This is a genomic window from Streptomyces sp. NPDC002730, from assembly GCF_042888805.1.
Taxonomy (GTDB): Bacteria; Actinomycetota; Actinomycetes; order Streptomycetales; family Streptomycetaceae; genus Streptomyces.
The window spans coordinates 486,669-499,105 of the sequence record NZ_JBIAQG010000002.1 but is presented as its reverse complement, the minus strand read 5'-3'; the positions used below and the strand labels follow the sequence as shown (position 1 = coordinate 499,105).

At 70.6% G+C, this 12,437-nt stretch carries 12 protein-coding genes; 7 read left to right on the top strand and 5 right to left on the bottom strand.

What is annotated here, in order from left to right; all coding sequences use genetic code 11:
* Positions 1 to 73: 73 nt before the first annotated feature.
* Together ACFYXH_RS07160 and ACFYXH_RS07155 are read left to right on the top strand one after the other, a co-directional pair.
* The gene (locus ACFYXH_RS07160; protein WP_389561120.1) at positions 74 to 1,303 is read left to right on the top strand and encodes a sensor histidine kinase; all 1,230 of its coding nucleotides are present in this window, start codon (positions 74 to 76) and stop codon (positions 1,301 to 1,303) included.
* Entirely contained in the window at positions 1,300 to 1,968 is a 669-nt protein-coding gene (locus ACFYXH_RS07155; protein ID WP_327323513.1) for a response regulator transcription factor, read from the top strand. The genes ACFYXH_RS07160 and ACFYXH_RS07155 overlap by 4 nt, the downstream gene beginning before the upstream one ends.
* A 175-nt stretch (positions 1,969 to 2,143) precedes the next feature.
* On the opposite strand, the gene ACFYXH_RS07150 is transcribed toward ACFYXH_RS07155, so the two are convergent.
* Positions 2,144 to 3,505 (bottom strand): FAD-dependent oxidoreductase, encoded by a 1,362-nt coding sequence (locus ACFYXH_RS07150; RefSeq protein WP_389561119.1) that lies wholly within the window; start codon positions 3,503 to 3,505, stop codon positions 2,144 to 2,146.
* 364 nt (positions 3,506 to 3,869) lie between these two features.
* Between ACFYXH_RS07150 and ACFYXH_RS07145 the strand changes: the two genes are divergently transcribed.
* Positions 3,870 to 4,040, top strand: coding sequence for a hypothetical protein (locus tag ACFYXH_RS07145; protein ID WP_389561118.1), 171 nt, complete (start codon positions 3,870 to 3,872; stop codon positions 4,038 to 4,040).
* 76 nt (positions 4,041 to 4,116) lie between these two features.
* Positions 4,117 to 4,956, top strand: coding sequence for a hypothetical protein (locus ACFYXH_RS07140; RefSeq protein WP_389561117.1), 840 nt, complete (start codon positions 4,117 to 4,119; stop codon positions 4,954 to 4,956).
* 42 nt (positions 4,957 to 4,998) lie between these two features.
* Here the strand turns inward: ACFYXH_RS07140 and ACFYXH_RS07135 are convergent, their stop codons facing one another.
* On the bottom strand, positions 4,999 to 7,500 hold the full coding sequence (locus ACFYXH_RS07135) for a SpoIIE family protein phosphatase (protein ID WP_389561116.1): 2,502 nt from the start codon (positions 7,498 to 7,500) through the stop codon (positions 4,999 to 5,001).
* Positions 7,501 to 7,685: 185 nt separating this feature from the next.
* On the opposite strand from ACFYXH_RS07135, the gene ACFYXH_RS07130 reads away from it, so the two are divergent.
* From ACFYXH_RS07130 to ACFYXH_RS07120, 3 genes are read left to right on the top strand one after another with little or no spacing between them, the layout of a single operon-like run.
* The gene (locus ACFYXH_RS07130; protein WP_389561115.1) at positions 7,686 to 7,955 is read left to right on the top strand and encodes a DUF1905 domain-containing protein; all 270 of its coding nucleotides are present in this window, start codon (positions 7,686 to 7,688) and stop codon (positions 7,953 to 7,955) included.
* Between the two features lie 45 nt (positions 7,956 to 8,000).
* Positions 8,001 to 8,753, top strand: a complete 753-nt coding sequence (gene recO / locus ACFYXH_RS07125) for a DNA repair protein RecO (protein ID WP_327323508.1) — start codon at positions 8,001 to 8,003, stop codon at positions 8,751 to 8,753.
* A 14-nt stretch (positions 8,754 to 8,767) separates the two neighbouring features.
* Positions 8,768 to 9,613, top strand: a complete 846-nt coding sequence (locus tag ACFYXH_RS07120; protein WP_327323507.1) for an isoprenyl transferase — start codon at positions 8,768 to 8,770, stop codon at positions 9,611 to 9,613.
* A 668-nt stretch (positions 9,614 to 10,281) separates the two neighbouring features.
* On the opposite strand, the gene ACFYXH_RS07115 is transcribed toward ACFYXH_RS07120, so the two are convergent.
* Genes ACFYXH_RS07115 through ACFYXH_RS07105 form a run of 3 tightly spaced genes read right to left on the bottom strand, consistent with a single transcriptional unit; the run spans position 10,282 to position 12,428 of the window.
* Positions 10,282 to 10,719: a Fur family transcriptional regulator gene (locus ACFYXH_RS07115; RefSeq protein WP_389561114.1), complete on the bottom strand. Its 438-nt coding sequence runs from the start codon at positions 10,717 to 10,719 to the stop codon at positions 10,282 to 10,284.
* Positions 10,720 to 10,773: 54 nt separating this feature from the next.
* On the bottom strand, positions 10,774 to 11,667 hold the full coding sequence (locus ACFYXH_RS07110) for a metal ABC transporter permease (protein ID WP_389561113.1): 894 nt from the start codon (positions 11,665 to 11,667) through the stop codon (positions 10,774 to 10,776).
* A gap of 2 nt (positions 11,668 to 11,669) precedes the next feature.
* The gene (locus ACFYXH_RS07105) at positions 11,670 to 12,428 is read right to left on the bottom strand and encodes a metal ABC transporter ATP-binding protein (protein WP_389561112.1); all 759 of its coding nucleotides are present in this window, start codon (positions 12,426 to 12,428) and stop codon (positions 11,670 to 11,672) included.
* Between the last annotated feature and the right edge of the window lie 9 nt (positions 12,429 to 12,437).

Here is a 12,437-nt window from a genome sequence, read left to right as displayed (position 1 = left end):
AATTCCAGCCCCGCCGGGTTTGAGGCGCGGGGTCCGGGGCGGAGCCCCAGCACGTCTACCGGAGGATGGACACGTGCAGCAGCCACAGACAGCCGCCCGCCCCCGGCTCGGGGAGCGCGTCCTCACCGCCGTAAGCCGGGATCCCCTCACCTCGCCGCACCGCGCGCGCAACGACGCCGTCCTCGCAGCCGCCGTGGGCGTGCTCGCCCTCGTGCTCGCGCTCACCGTCCAGGAAGGGCGCCGGCCCGACGCGCTCGGGTGGGTGCTCCTGGCCGGCAGCGTCGTGGCCCTCGCCTGGCGGCGCAGCCGGCCCATGGTCGTCCTGCTCGTCGTACTTGTGTGCATCGTCCCGTACCACGCCGCCGACAACACCCACATCGCGCCCGTCCCCGGCTCGCTGCTCGCCCTCTACACCGTCGCCGCCACCGCCCGCCCCCTGCACACCTTCCTCATCGGCATCGGCGTGATCGGCGCCGCGGTGACCGTGATGTTCCAAGTCGACTCCCACCAGGGCCTGGAGACACTGCGCACCTCCGGCTGGATCCTCGCCGTGCTCATCTTCGGAGTGGACGTGCGCACCTACCGCCGCTACATCGCCTCGGTCGTCGGCCGCGCCGAACGCGCCGAGCGCACCCGCGAGGAGGAGGCCGCCCGCCGCGTTGCCGAGGAACGCCTGCGCATCGCCCGCGATCTGCATGATCTCCTCGCCCACTCCATCACGCTCATCGGCGTGCAGACGTCCGTCGCCTCCCATGTCCTGACCGTCGATCCCGACCGGCTCGACCGCGCCGCCATCGCCAAGGCCCTCGACGACATCACCGACACCTGCCGCACGGCGCGCGGTGAACTCCGCACCACCCTGGAGGTGTTGAGGGCGGACGGCCCGGACGGCCCGGACGGCCCGGACGCCGCTGGACCTCTGCCCGATCTGTCCGCGCTGCCCGGTCTCGTACGCGCGGCAAGGGCGGACCTGGAGGTGCGTACGGGCCGGACGCGCATCGCGCCCGCCGTCGAGGCCGCCGCGTACCGCATCGTGCAGGAATCGCTGACCAATGCCGTACGCCACGGCGGCCCCGGCGTCCGCATCCGCGTCGCGGTCGCAGCCGCCGACGGCCACCTCCGTGTCACCGTCACCGACGACGGCACCGCCCCCGGCGCCACCGAAGGCTCCGGCTACGGCATCGTCGGGATGCGTGAGCGCGCCCGCAGCGTCGGGGGGACACTGGCAGCCGGCCCGCGCGACGGCGGCGGGTTCGAGGTCGCGGCGGCCCTGCCGCTCCAGCAATCGGAGGCCCTGGCATGAGCGTCATTCGGGTACTGCTCGCCGACGACCAGCGGCTCGTACGCGCGGCCTTCGCGATGCTCGTCGAGTCCGCCCGCGACATGGAGGTCGTCGGCCAGGCGGGCACCGGCGCTGAGGCCGTCGAACTCGCCCGCACCGAACGCGCCGACCTCGTCGTCATGGACATCCGCATGCCCGAACTCGACGGCATCGAAGCGACCCGCCTGATCGCCGCCGACGACGACCTCGCCGGGGTCAAGGTCCTGGTGCTCACCACGTACGACACCGACGAGCACATCGTCGAGGCGCTGCGCGCGGGCGCGTCCGGCTTCCTGGTGAAGGACACCAAGCCGGCCGACCTCCTCGCCGCGATCAGGACGGTGGCGGCGGGGGAGTCCCTGCTCTCCCCGGGCCCCACGTCCAGGCTGATCGCCCGCGTGCTGCGCGCCCCGTCCGATCCGCCCACCACCGGCGGCCCGGACGGCCTCTCCGAGCGCGAACGCCAGGTCCTCGCGCTGGTGGCCCGGGGCCTGAACAACACCGAGATCGCCGAGCGGCTCGGCCTGAGCCCGCTCACCGCGAAGACCCATGTCAGCCGGATCATGGGCAAGTTGGGGGCCCGGGACCGCGCCCAACTGGTGATCGTGGCGTACGAGTCGGGGCTGGTGGTCCCGGGCGACGCGTAGTCGGTGACCGGGGCCGGCTCCGCGGCGCGGACGGGGGCTTCGCCCCCGGCCCCGTACGCGACCTTCGGCCGCGTGTCCTCAATCGCCGGACGGGCTTGAAGGTTCTGCCCGTCCGGCGGAAATTCCAGCCCCGTCGGCGTTTGAGGCGCTGGGTCCGGGGCGGAGCCCCAGTGGCCTACGCCTCGCTCGCCCGCAGCATGCCCTCACGGTCGACGATCTTCACCCGGTCCCGCCCTTCCGCCGCACCCAGCGCGCGCTCCGCCGCGTCCAGGCGGTGCCAGCCCTCCCACGTCGTGTAGCGAACGCCCCTGCCCTCAAGGAAGTTGACGACCGCGTCCTCGCCGGGCGCGACGGGCGTGTGCAGGCGGCCTTTGCCGTGGTCGTCCAGCAGGTTGGCGACTGTCTCGTTGGCGTCACCCTTGGTGTGGCCGATCAGGCCGACCGGGCCGCGCTTGATCCAGCCCGTGACGTACGTCGACTGCATGTGCTCGCCGCCCTCGATGACCCGGCCGCCCTCGTGCGGGACCGTGCCGGTGAGGAAGTCGAAGGGGAGCTTGGGCAGTTCGTCGGAGAGATAGCCCACCGCCCGGTAGACCGACTGTACGTCCCAGGTGTGCATCTCGCCGGTGCCGGTGACATTGCCGGTGCCGTCCAGCTGGGTGCGCTCCGTACGCAGCCCGACCACGCGGCCGTCCTCGCCGACGACTTCGGTCGGGGACTCGAAGAAGTGCAGGAACAGCTTGTGGGGCCGGTCGCCGACATCCCGGATCGCCCAGTTCTCCAGCGTCTTCGCGACCATGTCCGCCTGCTTGTTGGCCCGGCGGGTGGCGATGCTGCCCTCGTCGTAGTCGATGTCCTCGGGGTTGACGATGACCTCGATGTTCGGGGAGTGGTCGAGCTCGCGCAGCTCCATCGGGCTGAACTTGGCCTGCGCGGGGCCGCGCCGCCCGAACACATGCACCTCGAGGGCCTTGTTGGCGGCCAGGCCGTCGTACACATTCGGCGGGATCTCGGTCGGCAGCAGCTCGTCCGCGGTCTTCGCGAGGATACGGGCCACATCGAGGGCGACATTGCCGACGCCGAGCACGGCCACCTTCTCCGCGTCCAGCGGCCAGGTGCGCGGCACGTCCGGGTGGCCGTCGTACCAGGACACGAAGTCGGCGGCTCCGTACGAGCCGTCCAGCTCGATGCCGGGGATGTCCAGGGCCCGGTCCGCGTCCGCGCCGGTGGAGAAGATCACCGCGTCGTAGAACTCGCGCAGATCGTCCAGGCCGATGTCGCTCGGGTAGTCGACATTTCCGAAGAGACGTATCTGCGGCTTGTCCAGGACCTGGTGCAGAGCGGTGACGATGCCCTTGATCCGCGGGTGGTCGGGCGCGACGCCGTACCGGATCAGGCCGAACGGCGCCGGCATCCGCTCGAAGAGGTCGATGGAGACGCCGGGCTCGACGGCGGCCTCGGACTTCAGCAGTGCGTCGGCGGCGTAAATCCCGGCAGGGCCGGCACCGACGATCGCGATCCGCAGAGGGCGGGGCATGAATGTTCCCTTCGAACGAGGTCCACTGGGCGTGACCCGGTGGGTGAGACGGCCCGGCGCGTGCGGAGGGAGCCGACTCTCCTACGCCACCCTGGCAACGGCGCTCCCACCGCGGTACCCGCCCTGTACCTATGAACCCATAAGCCTGATCTATGACCCGGCACCCGGGAGGGGCGGGGTAAGGAAACCCTAACCTCCCGCTCGCGGGCCGCCCGCAGGGCCCCGTCCCCGGCCGGTGAAGCACACTCGTCGCACGCCCGATGCCCACCGTGACCGTCACCGACCGGTACCGGCTCGACGTCGGAGACCAGCGCCTGCTGCTCAGCTACCCCGGCGCCAACCACGAGGCGGGCAGCTCGCCCGTTTGGACCTGGACACCTGTATCGGCGGCCACGTCCACCGGCTCGGCACCAAGGAGGACATCGACATCTCCCGTGAGTGGCTGGGCCGCCTCGGCGCGGTGGATGTCTTCACCCGCGAGAACGCGCTGACGGTGGCGCTGTCCCAGATCGTCGACGCCCCGCGCGACATATGAACCCCTGTAGCGCGGCGAGGGATCTGGCCGCACGCTGGAAAACCAGGAGGATCTGCCCGGCGAAGGGGCCCCCGCAATGAAAGCTGTCGCAGGCACGGCACCCGGCGGCCGTCTCGCTGCCGCGCTCGAGAGCCCGATCGTCGGGATGTCTCCGTGGATCATCTTCTCGGTCCTGGTCGGACCGGGCCGCTTCGAACTGGCGGTGGGCCTCGCCCTCGCGGTGTCGGTGGCGCTCCTCATCGCGGCGCGGATGCTCAACCGCGGCACCTCGCTCAAGATCCTCGAGGTGTCGGACGTCGTCTTCTTCGCCGTACTGGCCGCCGTCGGAGCCGCCTCCTCGCCGGGAACCCACACATGGCTGGAGACGTATGCGGGCGAGATCTCCAACCTCGCGCTGGTGGTCATCGCCTTCGGCTCCATGGTGGTACGGGTGCCCTTCACGATGCAGTACGGGCGGGAACGGGTCAGCCCGGAGTACTGGAGGTCGCGGGAGTTCCTCCGCATCAACTATGTGATCACCGGCGTCTGGGGCGCGGCCTTCCTCGTGGCGGCCATCGCGGGCGGCTTCGGCGACCTTGTCCTGCACAACGCGGACAACCTCTGGACCGCGTGGATCATCCAGATCGCGGCGATCGTCGCCGCGCTGAGCTTCACCGAGTGGTACCCACAGGTCGTCCGCAGCCGGAACCGCACCGGTGAGCCCCCGCCGCCGGTGCGCAACCTGCTGATCCCGCTGGCGGGCCTGATCATCCCGGTGGGCGTCGTCTCCCTGATCTTCGACGCCGCGGCGTCCTGGTTCGGCGTCGGGCTGATCTTCATAGGGATCATCCTGGCCCGCGCCATCAACAAGGACGCGGAGATGACGCCCCCCGGCGGCGGACACCCTCGGCGAAGGCGGTCCAACCGGCGGCTCTGATGACGAGGACGGGGCCGCGGGGGGTCTTGTGCCCACTTCTGCTCACCCGGCGGGGGGCGCAGGCCGCGAGGTGTGGGTGTACGTGGTGAGGAGCAGCGCGATGTCGTCCATCCGGTTCGGGGACTGGCGGGCGTCCCGCAGGAGTGCGTCGGCCAGTTCTTCCAGGGAACCCACACCGGCATGGGCCAGCGAGGTCCGCAGCCTGTCCAAACCCACACCGATGTCGGCCTCGCGTGACTCGATCAGTCCGTCCGTATAGAGGGCCAGAACCGAGCCGGGCAGGAGACTCAGCTCCGATTCCGGGTAGTCGGCGGCGCGCTCCACTCCGAGTAGAGGGCCGCCCGGCAGATCCAGGATCTCGGTGTGTCCGTCGGGCCGGCGCAGCAGGGGCGGGCAGTGGCCCGCGCGGACCACGCGCGCGACTCCCGGACCCGGGTCGAGGAGGACGTAGCAGCAGCTGGCGAGGAGCCCGGGGTCGAGGTCGAGGAGCAGCCGGTTGGTACTGGCGATCACATCGCTCGGTCGGTGGCCTGCGGAGGCGAAGGCCCGTACCGCGCTTCGCAGCTGGCCCATGGTGGCTGCGGCGGCGACGTTGTGTCCCTCGACGTCTCCGACGACCAGCACGATGCCGCGCTCGGTGGGGATCGCGTCGTACCAGTCGCCGCCGATGTCCATCCCGCGGGTACCGGGCAGGTACCGGCCGGCGACGCGGATGCCCGGCAGTGTGGGCAGTCGGTGCGGAAGCAGCGCGTTCTGCAGGCCCCGGGCGAGGGTGAATTCGGCGTCGTAGAGCCTGGCACGTTCCAGTGCCTGGGCGATCAGCCCGCTCAGCGCGGTGAGGAGGCTTCGTTCCTCGTCGGAGAACCGATGGACCTCGTCGAAGCCGAGCATGCAGGCACCCACGGGGCGGCTGGAGGCGATCAGGGGCAGGAACACAAAGGATCTGGACTCGGCGTGGAGCCCGGGATAGGCCCGCAAGAACTCTTCCGGCGATTCGATGAACAGCGGGGCCCCGGAGGTCAGCGCCACGGTCAGGGGTCCGTGGCCGTGATGCAGCGACCTGCCCTCGAACTGCTCAAGAAAGCTCTCGCGGTAGCCACGCTGCGACAGCAGACGCAAGTGCCGCTCGTGCACCACGTATATCGCCAGTCGATGACCGCCGACCGCGGGCAGGAGCTGGTCGGCGACGACATCGCACACTTCACGCGCGGTGACCGCCTCGGTCAGGGCGCTGCTCATCTGAAGGACGCGATAGATGGCGCCCAGGCGCGTCGGGGCGGGCCGCGACGAGGACGGGGCGGCCCCTCCTGGCTCCGCGGGGGGTGCTCCGGGCTCGGCCCCGGCCGGGACAGGTTGTCCGGCCGGCGCTGCCCAGCCGGTCATGCCCTGCGCATCCGGGCGGAGCGAGAACACAAGCCACTGGTCGGGGGATTGGGCCAGGAAGGAGACGGGCTGCTGGGAGACCCTGGCGGCCCGGAAGCGGTCTTCGTAGGCGGGATCGGCCAGCCACGGCAGGACGTCCCAGGGGCGTCGGCCCACCAGATCCTGCCTGCGTACGCGCAGCAACCGCACCAGAGTGTGGTTGGCGTAGGTCACACGACCCTCTCGGTCGAGCGAGAAGAAGCCGTCCGTGAGACGTTCGATCGCCGCGACGGCGGCCATACCGGCCCCGAGGTCAAGGACCCCGCCCACCAGATGGGGCCGCGCCTCCCGGCCGGCGGCGGTCTCGGGTACCCGGCCCCACAGCTCGATGGTGCGGTGACCGCCGCCCTTCTCCGGCACACGCATGTCCTGGGCGAGGACGCGGCCCTCCTCGACCGCAGTGCGGGCGGCAGCCCGGAAACCGGGACGGTCCGCGAGGTGCACCTGGGCCGCCAGCGTGGCCGCTCGTCCGTCGTACTCGTCCGGGGCGAGGCCGAAGATCGCACACAACGTGGCATCGGCTTCGAGGGCTCCGGTGTCGAGGTTCCAGTCGAACAGGCCTACCCGTACCGCCGAGGCGGAAGGTACCGGGACCTCCACCGGAACGGTCTCCATGTCGCACCCGACGTCGGCGCCGCGCGCGGTCAGTTCGGCGAGCGATACGCCGAGGCGGCCGGCCGCGGTGCGCAACTGCCGTCGCTGCGACTTGGACAGCCCTTTCCCGTCCGCCCTGGCTGCCCACACCACGGCCATGGACCCAAAGGTCTCCTGCCCCGCCGTGACCGGTACGGAGGCGGAGCCGAAAGGGTAGGGCAATGCCACTGCGAGCTGAGGAAATCGCCGCATGGTCTCATCGGCGTCGACCAGATGGACCGTCCGCCTGGAGCGGAACGCCTCCGCCACGGGGATGGGACTGTTCACAGGAATCCGCCGCCAGCCGCCGAGCAGGGAAGGCGGCATCCCGGCCGTTGCGGCGAGTACCAGCGTGTGACGGTTGCGCGAGACCAGGAACACACTCCCCGCATGGGCCCCGGTCACCTCGACGGCTTTGAGGACGGCATCAGCCAGTGCGTCGTCACGCTCCGCCGCACCTTCAGCGCTCGTAGTGCCGAAGGGGTGCATACTCGACCTGGTATCGCTGGACGACACGCTGGCCCCGATCGCTGCAATGGTGGCGTGGCCTGCACGTCAGAGGTGTTTGTCCAATTCTTCTATGGAATGGTTCATCGCGAAACCCGACCGGACCTGCTCCGCCAGGCATCCAGAGGGGTGCGATGAGTTCGGCCGCCTCGCGCCGTCATCTCTGCATGGACAAACAATTCAGCGCAACGCTGCAGAAGAGCCCTGCGAAGGGCGGCTGGACCTATCTGGTGTGGCCCGAGTCGGTCGCGTACTTCGGCACCCGGGGCCTGGTCAAGGTCCGGGGCACGATTGACGGTCACCCGTTCCGGAGCTCCTTCATGGCTCTGGGCGACGGCACGCACAAGCTGCCGGTCAAGGCCGACGTACGCAAGGCGATCGGCAAGGAGGCCGGAGACTCGGTGACCGTACGCCTTGAGGAGCGCGTGGAGGATTGACCATCCGATGGCGGTGGGCGGCGCTCCGTACGGGACAATGACCGCATGAGCCTGTTCCGTGACGACGGCGTCGTCCTCCGCACCCAGAAACTGGGCGAGGCCGACCGCATCATCACGCTGCTCACCCGCAGTCACGGCCGTGTCCGTGCCGTCGCCCGTGGCGTCCGGCGCACCAAGTCCAAGTTCGGTGCCCGGCTCGAGCCCTTCTCGCACGTCGATGTGCAGTTCTTCGCGCGCGGCAGCGAACTCGTCGGCCGCGGGCTCCCGCTCTGCACCCAGAGCGAGACCATCGCTCCGTACGGCGGCGCCATCGTCACCGACTACGCCCGCTACACCGCCGGCACCGCCATGCTGGAGACCGCCGAACGTTTCACCGACCACGAGGGGGAGCCCGCCGTCCAGCAGTACCTCCTCCTCGTCGGCGCCCTGCGCACCCTCGCCCGCGGCGAGCACGCCCCGAATCTCGTCCTCGACGCGTTCCTGCTGCGCTCCCTCGCCGTCAACGGCTACGCACCCAGCTTCGACGACTGCGCGAAATGCGGCCTGCACGGGCCGAACCGGTTCTTCTCCGTCGCCGCCGGCGGCGTCATATGCGGCGACTGCCGGGTGCCCGGCAGCGTCGTACCCTCTGCGGAGGCCATCGGGCTGCTCAGCGCGCTGCTGACCGGTGACTGGCCGACGGCGGACGCGTGCGAGGCGCGCCACGTCCGGGAGGGCAGCGGGCTCGTGTCCGCCTATCTGCACTGGCACCTGGAGCGCGGCCTGCGCTCGCTGAGGTACGTCGAAGTAGAGAAATAGGAGATGTGAACCGCATGGCACGACGCGGAATCCTGGGCCGGTCCCGCCGCGAGTACAAGGTCCCCGAGCCGCACCCCTCCGGCGCCCGCCCGCCGAAGATCCCGGGCGAGCTGGTGCCGAACCATGTGGCGTGCGTCATGGACGGCAACGGCCGCTGGGCCAAGGAGCGCGGGCTGCCGCGCACCGAGGGGCACAAGGTCGGCGAGGGCGTCGTCCTCGACGTACTCAAGGGCTGCATCGAGATGGGCGTCAAGAACCTCTCCCTGTACGCCTTCTCCACCGAGAACTGGAAGCGCTCGCCCGACGAGGTGCGCTTCCTGATGAACTTCAACCGGGACGTCATCCGGCGCCGCCGCGACGAGATGGACGAACTCGGCATCCGTATCCGCTGGGTCGGCCGGATGCCGAAGATGTGGAAGTCGGTCGTCCAGGAGCTCCAGGTCGCCCAGGAGCAGACCAAGGACAACGACAAGATGACGCTGTACTTCTGCGTCAACTACGGCGGCCGCGCGGAGGTCGCGGATGCGGCGCAGGCCATCGCGCGCGATGTGGCGGCGGGCAGGCTGGACCCGTCCAAGGTCAATGAGAAGACCTTCGCCAAGTACCTGTACTACCCGGACATGCCGGACGTGGACCTGTTCCTGCGCCCTAGCGGCGAGCAGCGCACCTCCAACTACCTGATCTGGCAGAGCAGTTACGCCGAGATGGTGTTCCAGGACGTGCTGTGGCCGGACTTCGACCGCCGCGATCTGTGGCGTGCCTGCCTGGAGTACGCGCAGCGCGACCGCCGCTTCGGCGGCGCGATCCCGAACGAGGAGCTCGAGGCGATGCGGGGGCGGCCCGAGGGCACGTCTGCGTGAGCGGGGGGATTTCCCCCACCCCGCCCCTTCCCGAAACTGGGGGCGGTGCCCCCAGGCCCTCTGGGTGGTCGGAGGGGTACGCGGGGGCTGACGCCCCCCACATGCCCGGAGCGGCAGCTTCGCGCCGCAGAGCGCAGGCGCGTGGCCATGCCCCCGGAGCTGGCGGCTCGTGCCACGAACCCGGGGGCAAAGCCCCAACGCCGACGGGCACCCCGAGAAGCCCAGTCCGTCCCTGGCGGGGGTCGTGTTCTGGACGTAGAGCTAGGACGGTCCGAGGGCTCGCCGCGTGAGCTTCGCGCGGCAGACCAGCGGCCCCGCTCCTGTCCCTGGCGGGGGACGCGCAGGGGTCGTGTTCTGGACGTAAAGCGTCGCAGCTCGCGCGGAGCGCGGTGAGGAAAGCAGTCCAGGACACGAGCCCCGGAGCGGCCCAACGGTGCGCGCTCGGCTCGGTGCGCGCCCGGGCGCCACGAGCCCGCACCCCGGGGACGGGGCACTCAGGGGAGACGGCACCCGAGCGCCCGCGCCCCGGGGGACGTGCCAAACCCGCGCCCCGGGGACCGGGCAAGCCGGGAGACGGGCACCCCGGGACGGGCAACCCATCACATCGCGGGGGCGCCGCCCCAGGGCGCCCGGACCTCAAACCCGGTCCGCCCTCCGCCCAGGAGCCGTCAGCTCTCCGCCGAGGAGCCCGCGCACTCCGCGCACGTACCGAAGATCTCCACCGTGTGCGCCACATTCACGTACCCGTGCTGCGACGCGATCGTCTCCGCCCACTGCTCCACCGCAGGCCCTTCGACCTCGACGGCCTTTCCGCAGACCCGGCACACCAGATGGTGATGGTGGTCGTCGGTCGAGCAGCGTCGGTACACCGACTCGCCGTCGGACGTGCGCAGCACATCCACCTCGCCCGCGTCCGCGAGCGACTGCAGCGTGCGGTAGACCGTCGTCAGGCCCACCGAGTCGCCGCGGTGCTTGAGCATGTCATGCAGCTCCTGCGCGCTGCGGAACTCGTCCACCTCGTCGAGCGCCGCTGCCACCGCGGTCCGCTGCCGGGTCGACCGGCCCCGCACTGGGGCTGCATTTCCGCCGGTTGGCGCCGTCACCACAGGTGCCTCCTCGTTCGCCCGCACATATGTCGGGCCATTCTGCCAGGCCTGAGCTCAGACCTTGACGTCGTCGCCGGGCCGTCGCGTGCCGGGCATGTCCACGGTGCACTCCGCCCCGCTCGCCTCCAGTGTGCGCGCGCGCCGCCTCGCCAGCGGTGTGGCGAGTGCGGTCAGCACCACGAAGATGCCGATGGCGAGCAGCACTATCGTCGCGCCCGGCGGCACATCCTGGTAGTAGGAGGTGGTCGTTCCGGCCAGTGCGACCGTCACACCGATCCCCACCGCCAGCGCGAACGTGGCTTTGAAGGACCGCGAAATCTGCTGCGCCGCGGCCACCGGCACCACCATCAGCGCGCTGACCAGCAGCAGCCCGACCACCCGCATCGCCACACTGACGGTGACCGCCGCGGTCACCGCGATCAGGAGATTCAGCGCACGCACCGGCAGACCGGTGACCCGCGCGAACTCCTCGTCCTGGCTGACCGCGAACAACTGCCTGCGCAGCCCCAGCGAGACCAGCACCACAAAGGCGGCCAGCAGCAGGATCGCGGTGAGGTCCGCGTCGGAGACGGTGGAGAGCGAGCCGAACAGGAACGAGCTGAGATTGGCAGTGGAGCCGGTGTCCGAGAGGTTGATCAGCAGCACGCCGCCGGCCATACCGCCGTAGAAGAGCATCGCCAGCGCGATATCGCCGCGAGTGCGTCCGTACATCCGGATCAGTTCCATGGTGACTGCGCCCACGATCGAGACGAGCGTCGCCATCCAGATCGGGTTGGTCGACAGCAGGAAGCCGAGGCCGACACCGGTCATCGCGACATGGCCGATGCCGTCGCCCATCAGCGCCTGGCGACGCTGCACCAGATAGATGCCGATGGCGGGTGCCGTGATGCCGACCAGCACGGCCGCGATGAGCGCCCGCTGCATGAAAGCAGTGTCGAGGATTTCCATGATCAGGTCAGCAGTCCCGTGCGGAGCGGCTCGTCGGCCGCATGCGGATGTACGTGGTCGTGGCCGGGCAGCGCATGCTGGCCCACGGCCTTCGGCGGCGGCCCGTCATGGACCACACAGCCGTCGCGCAGCACCACCGCGCGGTCGATCAGGGGCTCCAGCGGTCCGAGCTCGTGCAGGACCAGCAGGACTGTCGTCCCGGCCGCGACCTGCTCGCGCAGTGTTCCGGCGAGGATCTCCTGGCTGACCAGGTCGACGCCCGCCATCGGCTCGTCCATGATCAGCAGTTCGGGCTCGGAGGCGAGCGCGCGGGCTATGAGGACCCGCTGGTGCTGGCCGCCGGAGAGCGCGTTCACGGAGTCCTTGGCGCGGTCGGTGAGCCCGACGAGCTCGATGGCGCGCTGGACGGCGGCCCGGTCCGCGCGGGACTGCCGGCCCAGCCTCGTACGCGACAGCCGGCCCGAGGAGACGACTTCGCGCACCGTCGCGGGCACACCGCTCGCGGCTGTCGTGCGCTGCGGTACGTAACCGATGCGCGTCCACTCGCGGAAACGGCGCAGCTCCGTGCCGAACAGGGCGATCTCGCCGCCGGTGAGCGGCACTTGACCGATCACGGAACGCACGGCCGTCGACTTCCCCGAGCCGTTGGCGCCGAGCAGGGCGACGACCTCACCTCGCTGGACGGTGAGGTCGATGCCGCGCAGTACCGGGCGCGAGCCGAGCGTGGCCTGGGCCCCGCGGACGGATATGACGGGCTCCATGTCTCGGGC

Bases quoted from the DNA above. Each gene is read 5' to 3' on its own strand.
- ACFYXH_RS07155 (WP_327323513.1), top strand. From the start codon at position 1,300: ATGAGCGTCATTCGGGTACTGCTCGCCGACGACCAGCGGCTCGTACGC.
- ACFYXH_RS07150 (WP_389561119.1), bottom strand. From the start codon at position 3,505: ATGCCCCGCCCTCTGCGGATCGCGATCGTCGGTGCCGGCCCTGCCGGG.
- ACFYXH_RS07140 (WP_389561117.1), top strand. From the start codon at position 4,117: ATGAAAGCTGTCGCAGGCACGGCACCCGGCGGCCGTCTCGCTGCCGCG.
- ACFYXH_RS07135 (WP_389561116.1), bottom strand. From the start codon at position 7,500: ATGCACCCCTTCGGCACTACGAGCGCTGAAGGTGCGGCGGAGCGTGAC.
- ACFYXH_RS07130 (WP_389561115.1), top strand. From the start codon at position 7,686: ATGGACAAACAATTCAGCGCAACGCTGCAGAAGAGCCCTGCGAAGGGC.
- recO (WP_327323508.1), top strand. From the start codon at position 8,001: ATGAGCCTGTTCCGTGACGACGGCGTCGTCCTCCGCACCCAGAAACTG.
- ACFYXH_RS07120 (WP_327323507.1), top strand. From the start codon at position 8,768: ATGGCACGACGCGGAATCCTGGGCCGGTCCCGCCGCGAGTACAAGGTC.
- ACFYXH_RS07110 (WP_389561113.1), bottom strand. From the start codon at position 11,667: ATGGAAATCCTCGACACTGCTTTCATGCAGCGGGCGCTCATCGCGGCC.
- ACFYXH_RS07105 (WP_389561112.1), bottom strand. From the start codon at position 12,428: ATGGAGCCCGTCATATCCGTCCGCGGGGCCCAGGCCACGCTCGGCTCG.